Source organism: Sphingomonas sp. Leaf339, from assembly GCF_001426195.1.
Lineage (GTDB): Bacteria > Pseudomonadota > Alphaproteobacteria > Sphingomonadales > Sphingomonadaceae > Sphingomonas.
The window spans coordinates 202,599-217,643 of sequence record NZ_LMRS01000056.1; the positions used below are offsets into that span (position 1 = coordinate 202,599).

Sequence of the window (15,045 nt, forward strand, 5' to 3'; positions counted from 1 at the left end):
ATCGAGGGGGCGATCCGCGGATCGCCCCCTTTCTTATGATACCGACCGCTTGCACGCCCTTCCGCATCACGATAGCCGATCGTCATGGTCGCTCTCCCTCCAGCCGCTCAATCTCTGGCCACCGCAGCGATGGCGGCGCGACAGCGCGGCGATGCGGCAGAGGAACGGCGGCTGCTTGACGAGGCGTTGGTCCTCGCGCCCGCCCATCCACAAATCCTGAACGCACACGGGATGCGCGCACTGGCCGATGCCGATGGCGAACGGGCCAGGATCAGTTTCGCGGCGGCGGCAGAACAAGATCCGGATCAGCCGATCCTGTGGGTCAATCTCGCCACCGCGCATCGCTTGCGGCGGGATGACGAAGCCGAACGTCAGAGCCTGGAACGGGCGCTATCGATCGACCGGCGGAACCTGACCGCCCAGCTTCGTCTGGCGGAATTGCATCAACGGCGCGGTGACGGGGTTGCTGCCCTGCAACGATGGTCCGCCGTCGTCCAAATGGCCGCCGCCATGCCCGAACGTCCACCCGCTGTCGAAGATGCGCTGGTCAGGGGGCAGGCTTATCTGCAAGCACATACGGCAACGATTGCCGCCGATATCGACGATGCCCTGGCAGACTCAATCGCCACGGCCGGTCCTGATGCCCGCCGCCTCACCGCCTGTGTCGATCACATGCTCGGCCGCCGGACGATCTTCACGAATCGGTGCGAAGGACTCCATTTCCCGTTCCTGCCCGCCGACGAATTTTTCGATCGCCGTGCCTTCCCGTGGTTCGCGGATCTGGAGGCCCGCACGAATGCGATCCGCGCCGAAGCCGAGGCGTTGCTGGCGGAGGGCATTCCCGCCATCCGCCCGTACATTCGGCAAGAGAGTGGCACGCCGTCCAATCGCTGGTCGACGCTGGACAATAATCTCGATTGGAGCGCCTGTTTCCTATGGGAATATGGCACGCGAAACGACGATGTCTGTGCCCGCTGTCCGGAAACCGCCGCCGCCTTAGCCGCCGTTCCGCAAAGCGACATCCCGGGCAAGGCACCAACGGCATTCTTCTCGATCCTGCGGCCCGGCGCCCATATTCCAGCGCACACCGGCGTCACCAACACGCGGACGATCGTCCACCTCCCGCTGATCGTGCCAGACGGCTGCCGCTTCCGCGTCGGCGGCGAGACGCGCGCCTGGCGGGAGGGAGAGGCCTTCGCATTCGACGACACGATCGAACACGAGGCATGGAACGACAGCGACCAGCCCCGCATCGTGCTGATATTCGACGTCTGGAACCCGTATCTCAGCGCAACCGAGCGTACGATGTTGAAAGAGGTGTTCCGGATCACCGGTCAGGGCGCCGTCGCACCCTGACGTTCAGTCGTCCGGGGCAAACTCACCCAACTCGGCGTGGAACGGCGCCAATGGCCCGGCGTAATTTCGCCACCGTCCCGACGAACGCTGGTGCAGCGGTTGGCGCACCTGCCAGACGCTCGCGGTCCTGACCAGACGCTGATCGACACCTTGGGTCAAGACCGCGTCCTCCCAGGGTAATCCGCAAAAATCCAGCAGACCGGCGATACTGGATTCTGGCGCGTGAACGACCTCATCATAAGCGACGTCAAAGATGTCGTCCCCATAAAGCGCCCGCCAATGCGCCATCAGTCGTCGGTATTGCCCGAACCAGTGGGCGATATCCCCAAGCTTGTGACCATAGGCCACGCTGTCGTCGAAATGCAGGAAGTAGATCGACAATATATTGTCCAGGGGAGCCCGTGTCGTATGAACGATACGGGCCTCCGGGAAAATTCGCTTGATCAACCCGATGTGAAGGAAATTGTCGGGTCGCTTGTCCGTCAGGATATCGGCCTGGGGGTGCAGCAGATGTGCTTCGGCCAGATAGCGGTCACGCAAGTGACGGATCCCGTCGGGGGTCAGCGCCGACACGGCCTCCGGATAGGGCTGCATCGCGGCGGCGAGGGCAGGCACTATATCGAGTTCGCCCCCCCCCGTGACGCGGCTGTGGCGCGACAGGATCTGCTCTACCAAGGTTGAGCCCGACCGGAACATTCCGCAGATGAAGATCGGCGAAGGCCCCATTGGTGGATGGGTCGGTTTCGGGACCGGCGGCATGGCGATCAAACGGTCGATCAACGCTTCGAACGTCGCGCGATCGTACCGCGAAGCAGGATGCGCCACTGCACGCGCGGCAAGGTTGGCCTGTTCGAACGCCGCGAACGCCGCCTTATAATCACCTTGGCTGTCCAGCGCGTTACCTAGCGCGAAACCGACCTCTGCGACGGCATCGGGCGACAGTCGCCCCTCGGCTAATACATCCCGCAATCGCGTAACCGCGACTGACCCCCGCCCTTCGAACACATCGATCGCGGCCTGCCGTGCCAGCGCCCGGCCATTGCGCGGTTCGATCGCCAGCACATCACCGTAAACCGCCCGCGCCTCCACTGCCTCTCCGCGATCCTCCAACAGATTGCCCAGATTGAGCAGCGCCGGCGTAAATGCCAGCTTGATCCCGATCGCCGTCCGCAATTCTGCCTCCGCCTCGTCGGGGCGCTGCAGGAATTCGGACAGAATGACCGCGCGGTTCAGATGAACCTCTTCCGGCCGCGAAATGCCCCGTGCCAGTGCCTGGCCATAGGCATCGACCGCTTCACCGAACCGGCGGGCGCATCGCAGCAGGTAAGCGAGATTGTACCACGTCTCCGCATCGCCCGGCTCGGCAACCGACAATGATCGATACGCATCGATGCCGTCTTCGACACGACCGTCCTGCAACGCCCTCAGCGCGTGCGATCGTAAATCCCTGATGTCGGTCATGTCACAACTCTTGTCATGGCTCCTACGCTAACCCGCCGGCCCCGCGCCCACCACCAGCAACGGGTCCAGCTTCGCGCCGCGCCACTGCAGTCCCCAGTGCAGATGCGGCCCCGTCGCGCGGCCCGTCGCGCCGGACAGGCCGACCGGCTGCCCCTGGCGTACGTGGTCGCCGACGTGCACGTCGATCCGCGACAGGTGCAGCATCGCGCTGTTCAGGCCCATGCCATGGTCGATCATCAACAGATTGCCCTCCAGCGTGAAGGGCCGGTCCGCCGCCAGGATCACGACACCGTCGGCCGGCGCCACCACCGGCGTGCCCGTCGGCACGGCCACATCGGCCCCACCGTGATAGCTGCCGGGCTTGCCCTGATACACACGCTGCGCCCCGAACCAGCCGGACTGGCGACCGGTCGCCGGCCAGCGCATCGGCTGTTGCCATCCCGCCGCATCGGTCACGCGCGCCCGCGCCGCGACGATCTGTGCCAGCTCGGCCGGGCGCGCCGCGTCGAATTCGGCGTCGCTCTTACCCGCGCGGTAGGGTGCGTCGACTCGCTCGATCCGCCACGCCCGCGGCGCGACCGTCAGCACCTGCGTCACCGTCCGCCCATCGGCCAACGTCGCGACCAGCCGCGCGGCTACCGACGCATCGCGGTCGAAGCCGACGATGAAGCGCCCGTCCCCGGCCACCGGCACCGGCTTGTCATAAAGCATCACCGACACCGCCCCGGCCGGCGCCTGCCCGCGCACCAACCCACCCTGCATCGGCACGCCCGTCATCCGGAACACCGCCGGCACGACAGGCACAGGCGGGCGCGCGATCGGCACCGCCACGACCGGCGACGCAGCGACCGGCGGCGGCCCGGACGGCGCTACACATCCGCCCAGCACCATCACGCCCCCGATCACCACGATCCGCCTCATCGCGGCGACAGCGCCTCGCTGGCGATCTCCGCACTGGCATAGGCCGCCTGCGCGCCGACGCTCCAGTACCGCAGTTCGTCCAGCGGCACCCGCGCGCCCGATACCGCGCACATCACATGATCGCCCGGCGCCAGCACGCGGAAACCATTGGCCATGTAATGCAGGCGGGCGGGGCGATCGGTGTTCGACATCAGCATGGCGGCAGCTTCCGTAAGGTGGATTACAGCAGCGACGGCTGCTCTGGCTTGTCCGCGACATAGGTTTTGCCGGCCGCCCGCTCAACCTTTGCATCGACGGTGCCGTCGCGGAAGCGGAGCGACACCGCGCCGGCCGCCCGCACCGCCGCCGCGCTCGACAGCGTCTCGCCACCTATCCGCGCCGTCACCCGCGCATAACCGCGCTCCAGGATGCGATCGGGATTGAGCGACTGCACCAGCCGCCACGTCGCTGTCAGCCGGTCGCGCGCTCGCTCCGCCTGCCGCTCCAGCACCGCCGGCCGCAGCGCCCCCGCTGCGTGCCCCAGTTGACTGCGCGCGTTCGTCACCCGCCGCTCCAGCCCGCGATCCAGCCGCGCCCCTGCCTCGTCCGCGCGCTGGCGCTGCGGCCCGAGCAACGCATCCCGCTTCGGCAGCAACCGCGACAACCCGTCCAGCCGCTCGCGCCCGCGCTCAACATATCGCCGCGCGCACCGCTCGGTCCGCGCGCTATGCGATGCCACCGTCAGCCGCACATCCGCCAGCACCGGCACCGCGATCTCCGCCGCCGCGGTCGGCGTCGGCGCGCGCAGGTCGGCGGCATGATCGCACAGGCTCGTATCCGTCTCATGCCCCACCGCCGAGATGATCGGGATCGAACAATCCGCGACCGCGCGCACCACCACTTCCTCATTGAACGCCCACAGATCCTCGATCGAGCCACCGCCGCGCGCCACGATCACCAGATCGGGTCGCGGCACCGGCCCATCCGCCGGCAGGGCATCGAACCCCCGCACCGCCGCCGCCACTTCAGCGGCCGCGCCCTCGCCCTGCACCTTCACCGGCCACACGATGACATGCGTCGGGCAACGATCCTCCAGCCGGTGCAGGATATCGCGAATCACCGCCCCCGTCGGCGAGGTGACGACCCCGATCACCCGCGGCATGAACGGCAGCGTCTTCTTGCGTTCGCGATCGAACAGCCCCTCGCCCGCCAGTTTCGCGCGCAGTTTCTCGAACAGCGCCATCAGCGCCCCCGCGCCGGCCAGTTCCATCCGTTCGATCACGACCTGATATTTCGACCGGCCGGGATAGGTCGTCAGCTTGCCCGTCGCGATCACTTCCACGCCGTCCTGCGGCTGGAACGCCAGCGTCGAGGCAGACCCCTTCCACATCACGCCGTCGATCACCGCGGCATCGTCCTTCAGGCTCATATAGACATGGCCCGACGTGGCCCGCTTGTAGCCGGAAATCTCGCCGCGCAGGCGGACATGGCCGAATTCGCCCTCCACCATCCGCTTCAGCTTGAACGACAGCTCGCTAACGGACAGCGCGAGCGCGTTGTCGCCGGGCACCGGCTCGGCTACCAGCCGCGCTCCATCGGAAAAAGGGTCGGGCATGAACATCCTGCTGATCGGCGGCGGCGGCCGCGAACATGCGCTGGCGTGGAAGCTCGCACAGTCGCCCCTGCTAGGTACGCTGTTCGCGGCACCCGGCAACCCCGGCATCGCCGCCCATGCGACGCTCGTGCCGCTCGATGCGATGGATCACGCCGCTATCGTCGCCTTTTGCGCCGAGAAAACGATCGGCCTCGTCGTCATCGGCCCTGAAGCACCGCTGGTCGACGGACTCGCCGATTCGCTCCGCACCGCCGGCGTGCCCGTCTTCGGCCCGTCGAAAGCCGCCGCGCAGCTCGAAGGATCGAAGGGCTTCACCAAGGATCTGTGCGCCCGCGCCGGCATCCCCACCGCCGGCTATCTGCGCGTCACCGACCGCGACACCGCCGTCCGCGCGCTCAATGGCACCTTCGGCCTGCCCGTCGTCATCAAGGCGGACGGCCTCGCCGCTGGCAAGGGCGTGACGGTGGCGATGACCCGTGACGAAGCGATGGCCGCGATCGACGACCTCTTCGCCACCCCCGGCGCCGAGGCGGTGATCGAGGAATTTCTGAGCGGCGAGGAAGCCAGCCTCTTCGTCCTGACCGACGGCACGCACCTGATGCCGTTTGGCTCGGCACAGGATCACAAGCGCGTCGGCGAGGGTGATACCGGCCCCAACACCGGCGGCATGGGCGCGTACAGCCCCGCCCGCGTCCTCACCCCCGCACTCGAGCAGCAGGCGATCGACACGATCGTCCGCCCCACGGTCGAGACGATGGCGGCGGAGGGTACGCCCTTCGTCGGCGTGCTCTACGCCGGTCTGATGCTGACCGCGCAGGGGCCGAAACTGATCGAATACAATGCCCGCTTCGGCGATCCCGAAACCCAGGTGCTGATGCTGCGGTTCGAGGGCGATCTTGCCGCCCTGATGCTCGCCACCGCGCAAGGCCGGCTGGACGAGGCGCCCGCCCCCGTCTTCGCCGCCGATCCCACACTGACCGTCGTGGTCGCCGCGCGCGGCTATCCCGGCACCCCCGCCGCCGGTGGCGCGATCGCCGGCATCGATGCGGCGGAGGCGACCGGCGCCACCGTCTTCCAGGCCGGCACGCGCCTGTCCGGCGACACGCTGGTCGCCTCGGGTGGCCGCGTGCTGGCCGTCACCGCGCGCGGTGCCAGCGTTGCGGCGGCACAGGCCGCCGCCTACCGCGCCGCCGCGCTCCTCGATTTCCCCGATGGTTTCTGCCGCCGTGACATCGGCTGGCGCGAAGTCGCCCGCGAGCGCGGCGAATAAATCTCGCCGCTTGCCCCCCTGAACGCTAGGATCACCGCTATGAACGATACCAGCGCCACCGCGTCCCAATCGGGCGCCAGCCTGCTGCCCGACGGCATCGGCGCGATCACCGCCGTCCACATGGTCTTCATGTTGCTGGTGGCGATCGCGGCGATCGCGATCATCATCGTCGGCATCCGCCGCAAGCGCATCCGCACCCAGGCCGAGCGGCAGGTGAAGATCAACGCCCGCGAAGCCGGCATGACGCCAAGCGCCGAGGACGCGAAGCCGGCACCCGAACCGGCACCCGTCGTCGAGGCACCGTCGCCGCCACCCTCGCCCGCGCCGACCCCGGCACCCACGCCTGCGCCGGCCCCCACCCCGGTGGTCGCGATCCCGGTCGAGCCCGTGGCGCCGCCACCACCACCGGCCGAACCCGTAGCGGAACCGACCACACAACCTACCCCGCTGGTGGGCGAGCCGATCGCCGCCGCCGCGCCGCTCGACGCCACCCCCGCCTCGGTCGCCGCCGACACGCCCCCGGCACCCATGGCGGCACCGCTGGCCGCCGCCGTGCCGGCACCCACACCCGAACCCGTCGCTGCGACCAACCCCGCCGACACCCCCGTCACCCAGTTGAAGGGCCTCGGCCCCAAACTCGCGACCCGTCTCGCCAGCCACGGCATCACCACGGTCGGCGACCTCGCCGCCCTGTCCGAACAGCAGGCCGAGGCGCTCGATGCCCAGCTCGGCCCCTTCACCGGCCGCATGACCCGCGACCGCTGGTTAGAACAGGCCCGCCTCCTCGCCACCGGCGACCGCGCCGGATTCGAAGCGGTGTTTGGTCGCCTCTGACACGGTCGGGCGCCAACGGTCGGCATCGCTAACGCCCTATGCATCCCGGCCTCGACCGACTGTCCGCACGCGAACGCGACGCGCTTCGGCTGCTGGCGCAAGGATTCGACGCCAAGTCCGCCGCGCAACGGCTCGGCATGTCGGTGCACACGCTTAACGACCGACTGCGCGGCGCCCGACAGAAACTGGGTGTGTCGAGCAGTCGCGAAGCCGCCCGCCTGCTCGCCGAGTCAGATCGCCTGTCACCCGAAACCGCGGCACCCGATCCGCCACCCGATTTATCTGCGCCCCAGGAAATCGGGCTGGCCGCTCCTCCCGATCCGCGGTCGGATGCGCTCCGGCCCGCCTTCCGGGCTACAGGCGGTCGACGCCTGCTGCTCCTGACCAGTGGGTTTGCCCTGATGCTGCTTCTGATCGTCACCGTCGCCGCCTTCTGGCTACCAATGGCCGACGCACCACCCGCCCCCGGCACCCCGCCTCGCGTCGTGGCCACCACGCCCCACCTCGGCACCACGATCGCCGCCGGCCCGTTCGACCTGTCGGTGACGTTCGACCGCCCGATGACCGGCGACAGCTATTCTTTCGTCCAGTTCTCGGCCGACACCTACCCCGGCTGCGCGCCGAAACCGGCGCTGTCCCGCGACCGACGAACCTTCACCCTGCGCTGCACAGCGGTGGCCGGACATCAGTACCAGATCGGCATCAACGGCCCGCCGTACATGAACTTCCGCGACACGACCGGCATCTCCGCCACACCCTATCGCCTGACCTTCTCCGCTCGTTAAGACACGGATCAGTTCGATCGAACGTCAAAAGTGCGGAAAAAATGCGAGATCGCGCGAATTCGCGAAGCCGCTAAGAGAAAAGTGATTTCACGCGGAGACGCGGAGAACGCAGAGATGACGCGCACCGGACGACCTCGGCAGACAATCACCAGCCGATCCGGCGTGACAAGCCGGTGAAATATAACATCCCCCCACACGGAACTCTCCGCGTCTCCGCGTGCCTCCCTCCTCTTCGCGGCTTCGCGCCTTCGCGCCTTCGCGTGAACATCCCATCCGAAGGCCAAAAGCCGCCTGTCCTACAGCCAACGCCCTCAGGTAAGACCCACGAACTCCCGCTCTTTCTCACCGCCACTTCTGGCGCCCGTATAGACTTCGCGCGCGCGCACACGCGGAACGTGTGACTTTAGAGACTTTCCACGATCAAAAGCGCCCCAACCAGGCACCGCACCGGTCCGGCTAAACCGCGCTCACCAGCAGCTTGTCGATCCGCCGCCCGTCGAGATCGACGACCTCGAACCGCCAGCCCTGCTCGACAAAGCTCTCGCCCTCCGCCGGCAGATACCGGAAGACTGCCAGCGCCAGCCCGGCCACGGTCGCAAAGTCGCGGTCTTCGGGTAGGTCGATACCCAGCCGATCGGCCAGCGCGTCTGCCGACGCCGTACCCGCCACCAATAGCGATCCGTCGTCACGCTCGACGACCGGGGGCGATTCGTCAGGATCAGCGTCGGAGGCAAACGTTCCGCCGATCGCCGACAACAGGTCGGCCGGCGTCACGATCCCCTCGAAATGCCCATATTCGTCGTGGATCAGCGCCATCGGCACCTCCGCCTGCCGCAACGCCAGCAGTGCGTCGGGTGCGTCGATGCGGTCGATCACCACCGGCGCCTTGCGCATCAGTGCATGCAGATCGAGCCGCTCACCGCGCAACAGCGCTGCCGCCACGTCGCGCGCCTGCACCACGCCGACCATGTTGTCGATCGACCCGTCGCCGATCGGCAGGCGGGTATGCTGGGTCGACAACAGCCGGGCGTGGATCGTCGCCTCGTCGCTGCGACAATCGAGCCAGTCGACCTCGGTCCGCGGCGTCATGATCTCCCGCACCGGCCGGTCCGCCAGCCGCACCACGCCAGAGATGATCGATCGTTCATGCTCCTCGATCACGCCGGATTTCGATGCCTCGGCGACGATCAGGTGCAGTTCCTCCGCCGTCACCTGATCCTCGTTGCTGCGGTCCAGCCGCAACAGGCGAAAGATCAGCGCGCTGGTCGAATCGAGCAGCCAGACGAGCGGTGCGGTAAATACCGCCAGCCAGCGCATCGGGATCGCGACCAGCGACGCCACCGTCTCCGGCGATCGCAGCGCGATCTGCTTGGGCACCAGCTCCCCGATGATGAGCGAGGCATAGGTCGTCAGCGTGATGACCAGCGCGAAACCCAGCGTCCCCGCCGTCTCCGCCGGCACGCCCAGCGCCTCCAGCCGCGCACCGGTGGGCGTGCCGAGGCTCGCGCCCGAATAGGCGCCCGCCAGAATGCCGATCAGCGTGATGCCGATCTGGACCGAGGACAGGAACTTGCCGGGATCAGCCGCCAGCAACATCGCCGCCCGCGAACCGGAACGGCCGCTGCGCGCCATCGCCTCCAGCCGCGCCTTGCGCGACGAGACGACGGCGAGCTCGCTCATCGCAAAGACGCCGTTCAACGCGACCAGCGCGAGGATGATGACGACGTCGAGCCAGGGGAAGGGGGGAAGCGGTGCCATTGGCGTGCGAACGCTCCTTGCCGGGAAAAGCGCCACGCGACAACCGTCGATTAATACCGGCCGGTGCAAACCCGTTGGCAAACAAGGACAGGATCAGTGCGCAACCGGAACAACATTGCGATCGTCCGGGTTCATCTGCCATCAAATCGAAGAGGCCCTGCCATGAAATTCAATCCCTTCCTTGCCGCCGGTCTGGCTGCCCTGATGGTCACCACCGGCTGCACGACCGATCCCGTTACCGGCGAGCGCCGCATCTCGAAGACCGCAATCGGCGGCATCGGCGGCGCGCTGGGCGGATATCTGCTCGGCGATGTCGTCGGCGGTCGCCGTGACCGTACCGAAAAGCTGCTCGGCGCCGGCATCGGCGGCCTCGCCGGAGCAGGGATCGGCGCCTACATGGACAAGCAGGAACGCGAGCTGCGCGAACGCACCGCCGGCACCGATGTGCAGGTGATCCGCCGTGGCGACGATCTGGTGCTCAACATCCCGTCGGGCATCACCTTCGCCTATGACAGCGCCAATGTGCAGCCGCAGTTCCAGCGCACGCTCGATCAGGTCGCGCAGACGCTGTCGCAGTACAACCAGACCTATATCGACGTGTACGGCCACACCGATTCGGTCGGCAGCGACGCGTACAACCAGACGCTGTCCGAACGCCGCGCCACCTCGGTCGCCGACTACCTCGCCAGCCGCGGCGTCCAGACCGCCCGCATCGGCACCCGCGGCTATGGCGAGACGCAACCGATCGCCTCGAACGACACCGACGAAGGCCGCGCCGCAAATCGCCGGGTGGAAATCAAGATCGTGCCGATCACCCAGAACGATATGCGGTAATAAGGGTCAGCGCCGGGCGGCGAAGAAATCGCGCAACAGCGCCGCCGCCTCGCGCTCCCCGATCCCGGCATAGACCTCGGGCCGGTGGTGGCAGGTCGGCTGGCCAAAGAACCGTGGCCCATGCTCCACCGCCCCGCCCTTCGGATCGGCCGCCGCATAATAGAGCCGCGCGATCCGGGCGTGCGCGATTGCCCCCGCGCACATCGCGCATGGCTCCAGCGTCACCCACAGGTCGCAATCCTCCAGCCGCTCCCGGCCGAGCAACGCCGCGCCCTCCCGAATCACCCGCATCTCGGCATGCGCTGTCGGATCACACAGCCCGCGCGGCGCATTCGCCGCCACCGCGATGACCACGCCCTCCCGAATCAGCACCGCCCCCACCGGCACCTCGCCAGCGGCAGCGGCACCGGCCGCCGCATCGAGCGCCCGGCGCATGGGATCGGGTAACGGAATCACGTTCACCGCCCTGCAATGCCGGGCGGTGGACGTAAAGCGGCTCTTATATAGCGTATCTGGGGGTCAGTTCGGCGACTGGGCGTTAGCTGGCCGTTCGACCTGCAATGTCGGCACCGCCACCGTCTTGTTCTCGGTGCCCACCGACACCCGCGCCACATCCGCCTGGAACTGCGGTGCCTGCACCACGCCCGGCTTCACTTGATCGATCGAGATGAAGCCGAAATACATCAGCGCCGCCACGATCAGGGCAACCACGGCCAGCAATACCAACAGCGTGCGCATCATCTTCTCCCTATGGTTCGTTACCGTAACAACGTCGTGATCGCCGCTCCGTTGCATACGCCAAAGCTTGACGTCCCCGCCGGCAAGGGCTAGTCGCGCGGCCTTTCCGGGCATTCCCCCGAACCAGGATAATCGATCATGTCGCGTATTTGCGAGCTGACCGGCAAGGGCCGGCAGGTGGGAAACAACGTTTCGCACGCCAACAACAAGACCAAGCGTACCTTTCTGCCGAATCTGCAGAATGTGACGCTGCTGTCCGACGCTCTCGAGACCAGCGTGCGCCTGCGCGTATCGACGCACGGGCTTCGTTCGGTCGAACATAATGGCGGTCTGGACAATTGGCTGGCCAAGACCAGCAACGACAAGCTGTCGCTGCGCTGCCGCCGCCTGAAGCGCGACGTGCTGAAGAAGCGCGCCGCCACCGCCACCGTCGCGGCCTGACACTCCTTACCGGGTGTCATGACGAACCATCTGCCGGTTATCGACCGGCGGATGGTTCGTTATGTCGGTCGTCCAACCGGAACTTCAGCAGCAACGATCGTTGCAGCGGCAGCCGGTTGTCGTCCGACACCAGCCAGATGACGGTGGCTGCCCCCTCACGGCGGGCGGCGATGCCTTCGAAATTGTCATGGATCAGCGGCGCCGCGAGGCGTGCGATCTCGCGCCCTTCGATGATCGAACCGAGCGTTAATGCGCGTGGATCGATCAGCACCAGCCGATTCGACCAACGGAACAGCAGATCGAATCGTCGCTCCAGCACAACCAGCCGGCCATCCGGCAACTGCGTCATGTCCGCCGGATCGAATCGCGGTGCCGGCCGATAGCGAAACCGGAACGCCGGCACCGGCGCATCGACCGGATCTGCCGCCCAGACCAATCCGACCCGCGATGATTCACCATAGGGCGTCGATTCGCTGATCGCGACGAAGCGACCATCCGCCAGCCGCGCCATCGTCTCGATACCGCCATTGCGGCGCCAGTTCGCCATCGCGGCCGGCGCAACGCCTGCCTGTGCTCGCGCCAGCCCGGCATCATACCGCCAGATCTCATTGAACCCCTCGAAGCCCACCCACGCGCGGTTGCCCGCCGCATCGACCACCATCGATTCCGAATCACGCGACCGCTTTGTCCAGCCCGTGGCCGGCCCGGCGGGCAGCGCAGCGAATCGCACATCCTCGACCCGCCAGTCCGGTTTCAGCCGGAACCGAACGATATTTCCGTCGTCGCTGAGTAACGTGAAGCGATCGCCGTCGATCGCCATCGCCGAATACCCCCCGAACGCCGGATCGGGACTGGTCAGCACCACACCACCTATGAATGTCAGCGATCCCGCCCGCCGCCGCGCCGGGTCGTCCGGGTCGAGCATCACCCGCCGGGCGGTCATCCGCGCGTCGTTCCCCAGCAGGCTCAACCGCGCATCGCCCGACCATCCGGCCCCGACGAACAACGGCATCGCCACCACCGCCAGCCACACCATACTGCGTTTCATGGCCCTCGCCTTACGCCATGGTAACCAAACCGAAAGGCTGAACGGGCGATAACATCCGCATTCAGGGTCGGCTCAACGCGAATCGTCCAGAACACTTTCATCGACGATGGGCATCGACGACGGGGCGATCATCCCGACGACGAGCCAGGACCGGGAGAATGAGAATGTTCAAGAAGATATCACTCGCCGCCGCCGCTCTCGCGATGGGCGCCTCTACCCTGGTGCCGGTGAGCGCCGCCGATGCCCAGCGTCGCTACTATCGCGACAATGGTTATTCGCAGCGCGATTACCGCGAGCGTCGCAACGATTATCGGCCGCGCCAGTGCAAGGACGGATCGACCGGCGCCATCATCGGCGCGATCGCCGGCGGCCTGCTGGGTCGTACCATCGATACCCGTGGCGACCGGACGATGGGGACGCTGCTCGGCGCCGGTGCCGGCGGCCTGGCCGGCCGCGCGGTCGAACGGTCCGACCGGCCCGGCTATTGCCGCCGCTAACCTAATTGCCACCGGGCCATGCGCCCGGTGTGCCACCAGTTCCCTCGCGTAGCGTAACGAGGGCGGGGGGTCGGTGCCTTGTTGGCACCGGCCCCCTTGTTCGTTGGGGCACACCCATTCCGCCCCATTCCGGTTGCAGCGGGCGAGATCGATCGCCGTACCGGTTTGATAAGTTTCGCTTAACGATCCGTACCGCCTTGTCGTCTTGGCAAGGGTCGGGACGGGGTAATCGAATGGTGGCGGGATGGATAGTGCAGCGGTTCGACGATCACCATGCGCGATCCGTCACGCTGTTCCGCCAGATGCGCCCGCTGCTCGATCCCAAAGGTGAGGCGGACCTGCCCGCCCTCGCCCGCATCCGCTGGGCGCTGCTGCGCACGCTGGTCGAGTTCCAGTTGTTCAAGCACCGCGACATTTTCGATCCCGTCATCCGCCTCGGCACGCCGTCGCAACAGAAACAGGCACGCGCGCTGAAGGAGGAATGTGCGCAACTCGGCGCCGACGTCCGCGCCTTCGTCACGCGGTGGAGCAACGGCAGCGCCGGCACGGCATGGGCCGATCACCGTCGCCAGACGATCGCGATTCTCGATCGGGTGGAACGCGGCCTGATCGATCAGCGCCGCGCCATCGTCATGCTGCTGCTGGACAACCGCGCGATCATCCTGCCCGCGCCACCTCGTGCCCAGCCCCGCGCTCGCGGCTGATCCCGCCCAACTGGACAAGGATCACCGGCCGGACGGCGCGCGAATCGCCCGCCGCCCCGCCGGCTGGTCAATCAATACATATGCTGGCCGCCGTTGATGCTCAGCGTCGATCCGGTGACGAAGCCACCATCCTCCGAACACAGGAACGCGACGCCGCGCGCGATCTCGTGCGCCTGGCCCAGCCGGCCGACGGGGATCTTGGCGACGATCTTCTCCAGCACTTCTGGCGGCACGGCGGCGACCATGTCGGTGTCGATATAACCAGGGGCGATCGCGTTCACGGTCACGCCGGCCCGCGCACCTTCCTGCGCCAGCGCCTTGGTGAAGCCATGGATGCCCGACTTCGCGGCGGCATAGTTCACCTGGCCATATTGCCCGGCCTGCCCGTTGATCGACCCGATATTGACGATCCGTCCCCATTTGCGATCGCGCATGCCCGGGAACACCGCCTTGGCCATGTTGAAGCAACCGCCCAGATTGGTGTCGATCACCTCTTTCCACGCCTGATACGTCATCTTCAGGATAGTACCGTCGCGGGTGATGCCGGCGTTGTTGACGACGACGTCGATCGGCCCCAGCTCCTCGGCGACCTTGGCACAGCCGGTCTGGCACGCATCATAATCCGACACGTCCCACTTATACGCCTTGATCCCGGTGCGTTCGGTAAAGGCGGCGGCGCGCTCGTCGTTGCCGGCGTAATTCGCCGCGACGGTGAAGCCGGCCTCCTTCAGGGCCAGGCTGATCGCCTCGCCGATTCCGCGCGTTCCGCCCGTGACGATTGCCACACGTGCCATACAGTATTCC

17 protein-coding genes are annotated in these 15,045 nt (G+C 67.1%); 8 read left to right on the plus strand and 9 right to left on the minus strand.

Annotation, left to right across the window (positions count from 1 at the left end; all coding sequences use genetic code 11):
* Window positions 1-84: 84 nt before the first annotated feature.
* Window positions 85-1,356 (plus strand): aspartyl/asparaginyl beta-hydroxylase domain-containing protein, encoded by a 1,272-nt coding sequence (locus ASG67_RS16405; RefSeq protein WP_056532310.1) that lies wholly within the window; start codon window positions 85-87, stop codon window positions 1,354-1,356.
* A 3-nt stretch (window positions 1,357-1,359) separates the two neighbouring features.
* Here the strand turns inward: ASG67_RS16405 and ASG67_RS16410 are convergent, their stop codons facing one another.
* The 4 genes from ASG67_RS16410 to xseA are packed head-to-tail and all read right to left on the minus strand — an operon-like array spanning window position 1,360 to window position 5,332.
* Window positions 1,360-2,817 carry a tetratricopeptide repeat-containing sulfotransferase family protein gene (locus tag ASG67_RS16410; RefSeq protein ID WP_056532312.1) on the minus strand — a complete coding sequence of 486 codons (1,458 nt, stop codon included), beginning with the start codon at window positions 2,815-2,817 and terminating at the stop codon, window positions 1,360-1,362.
* 27 nt (window positions 2,818-2,844) lie between these two features.
* The gene (locus ASG67_RS16415) at window positions 2,845-3,738 is read right to left on the minus strand and encodes a M23 family metallopeptidase (protein ID WP_082543595.1); all 894 of its coding nucleotides are present in this window, start codon (window positions 3,736-3,738) and stop codon (window positions 2,845-2,847) included.
* Window positions 3,735-3,935, minus strand: a complete 201-nt coding sequence (locus ASG67_RS16420; protein ID WP_056532314.1) for a DUF2093 domain-containing protein — start codon at window positions 3,933-3,935, stop codon at window positions 3,735-3,737. The genes ASG67_RS16415 and ASG67_RS16420 overlap by 4 nt, the downstream gene beginning before the upstream one ends.
* Before the next feature lie 23 nt (window positions 3,936-3,958).
* Entirely contained in the window at window positions 3,959-5,332 is a 1,374-nt protein-coding gene (gene xseA, locus ASG67_RS16425; RefSeq protein ID WP_056532472.1) for an exodeoxyribonuclease VII large subunit, read from the minus strand.
* On the opposite strand from xseA, the gene purD reads away from it, so the two are divergent.
* The 3 genes from purD to ASG67_RS16440 are packed head-to-tail and all read left to right on the plus strand — an operon-like array spanning window position 5,331 to window position 8,221.
* The gene (gene purD, locus ASG67_RS16430) at window positions 5,331-6,602 is read left to right on the plus strand and encodes a phosphoribosylamine--glycine ligase (RefSeq protein WP_056532316.1); all 1,272 of its coding nucleotides are present in this window, start codon (window positions 5,331-5,333) and stop codon (window positions 6,600-6,602) included. The genes xseA and purD overlap by 2 nt on opposite strands.
* A 39-nt stretch (window positions 6,603-6,641) precedes the next feature.
* The gene (locus ASG67_RS16435) at window positions 6,642-7,436 is read left to right on the plus strand and encodes a helix-hairpin-helix domain-containing protein (protein ID WP_056532318.1); all 795 of its coding nucleotides are present in this window, start codon (window positions 6,642-6,644) and stop codon (window positions 7,434-7,436) included.
* 38 nt (window positions 7,437-7,474) lie between these two features.
* A complete protein-coding gene (locus tag ASG67_RS16440) occupies window positions 7,475-8,221 on the plus strand; it encodes a LuxR C-terminal-related transcriptional regulator (protein WP_056532320.1) in 747 nt (248 codons plus the stop codon).
* Window positions 8,222-8,677: 456 nt separating this feature from the next.
* On the opposite strand, the gene ASG67_RS16445 is transcribed toward ASG67_RS16440, so the two are convergent.
* Entirely contained in the window at window positions 8,678-9,979 is a 1,302-nt protein-coding gene (locus ASG67_RS16445) for a hemolysin family protein (RefSeq protein WP_056532322.1), read from the minus strand.
* Window positions 9,980-10,141: 162 nt separating this feature from the next.
* Between ASG67_RS16445 and ASG67_RS16450 the strand changes: the two genes are divergently transcribed.
* Complete coding sequence (locus ASG67_RS16450; protein WP_056532324.1) at window positions 10,142-10,813, plus strand: OmpA family protein; 672 nt, start codon at window positions 10,142-10,144, stop codon at window positions 10,811-10,813.
* A gap of 6 nt (window positions 10,814-10,819) precedes the next feature.
* Here the strand turns inward: ASG67_RS16450 and ASG67_RS16455 are convergent, their stop codons facing one another.
* Entirely contained in the window at window positions 10,820-11,248 is a 429-nt protein-coding gene (locus ASG67_RS16455; RefSeq protein ID WP_056532326.1) for a nucleoside deaminase, read from the minus strand.
* Between the two features lie 84 nt (window positions 11,249-11,332).
* Window positions 11,333-11,551, minus strand: coding sequence for a hypothetical protein (locus tag ASG67_RS16460; protein ID WP_056532474.1), 219 nt, complete (start codon window positions 11,549-11,551; stop codon window positions 11,333-11,335).
* Window positions 11,552-11,689: 138 nt separating this feature from the next.
* Between ASG67_RS16460 and rpmB the strand changes: the two genes are divergently transcribed.
* Window positions 11,690-11,992 (plus strand): 50S ribosomal protein L28, encoded by a 303-nt coding sequence (gene rpmB / locus ASG67_RS16465; RefSeq protein ID WP_056532328.1) that lies wholly within the window; start codon window positions 11,690-11,692, stop codon window positions 11,990-11,992.
* Window positions 11,993-12,029: 37 nt separating this feature from the next.
* Here the strand turns inward: rpmB and ASG67_RS16470 are convergent, their stop codons facing one another.
* Window positions 12,030-13,040: an esterase-like activity of phytase family protein gene (locus ASG67_RS16470; RefSeq protein ID WP_235535263.1), complete on the minus strand. Its 1,011-nt coding sequence runs from the start codon at window positions 13,038-13,040 to the stop codon at window positions 12,030-12,032.
* 164 nt (window positions 13,041-13,204) lie between these two features.
* On the opposite strand from ASG67_RS16470, the gene ASG67_RS16475 reads away from it, so the two are divergent.
* Window positions 13,205-13,537, plus strand: a complete 333-nt coding sequence (locus ASG67_RS16475; protein WP_056532332.1) for a glycine zipper 2TM domain-containing protein — start codon at window positions 13,205-13,207, stop codon at window positions 13,535-13,537.
* A gap of 233 nt (window positions 13,538-13,770) precedes the next feature.
* Window positions 13,771-14,241 (plus strand): hemerythrin domain-containing protein, encoded by a 471-nt coding sequence (locus ASG67_RS16480; protein WP_056532334.1) that lies wholly within the window; start codon window positions 13,771-13,773, stop codon window positions 14,239-14,241.
* 71 nt (window positions 14,242-14,312) lie between these two features.
* On the opposite strand, the gene phbB is transcribed toward ASG67_RS16480, so the two are convergent.
* Window positions 14,313-15,035 carry an acetoacetyl-CoA reductase gene (gene phbB, locus ASG67_RS16485; RefSeq protein ID WP_056532336.1) on the minus strand — a complete coding sequence of 241 codons (723 nt, stop codon included), beginning with the start codon at window positions 15,033-15,035 and terminating at the stop codon, window positions 14,313-14,315.
* Between the last annotated feature and the right edge of the window lie 10 nt (window positions 15,036-15,045).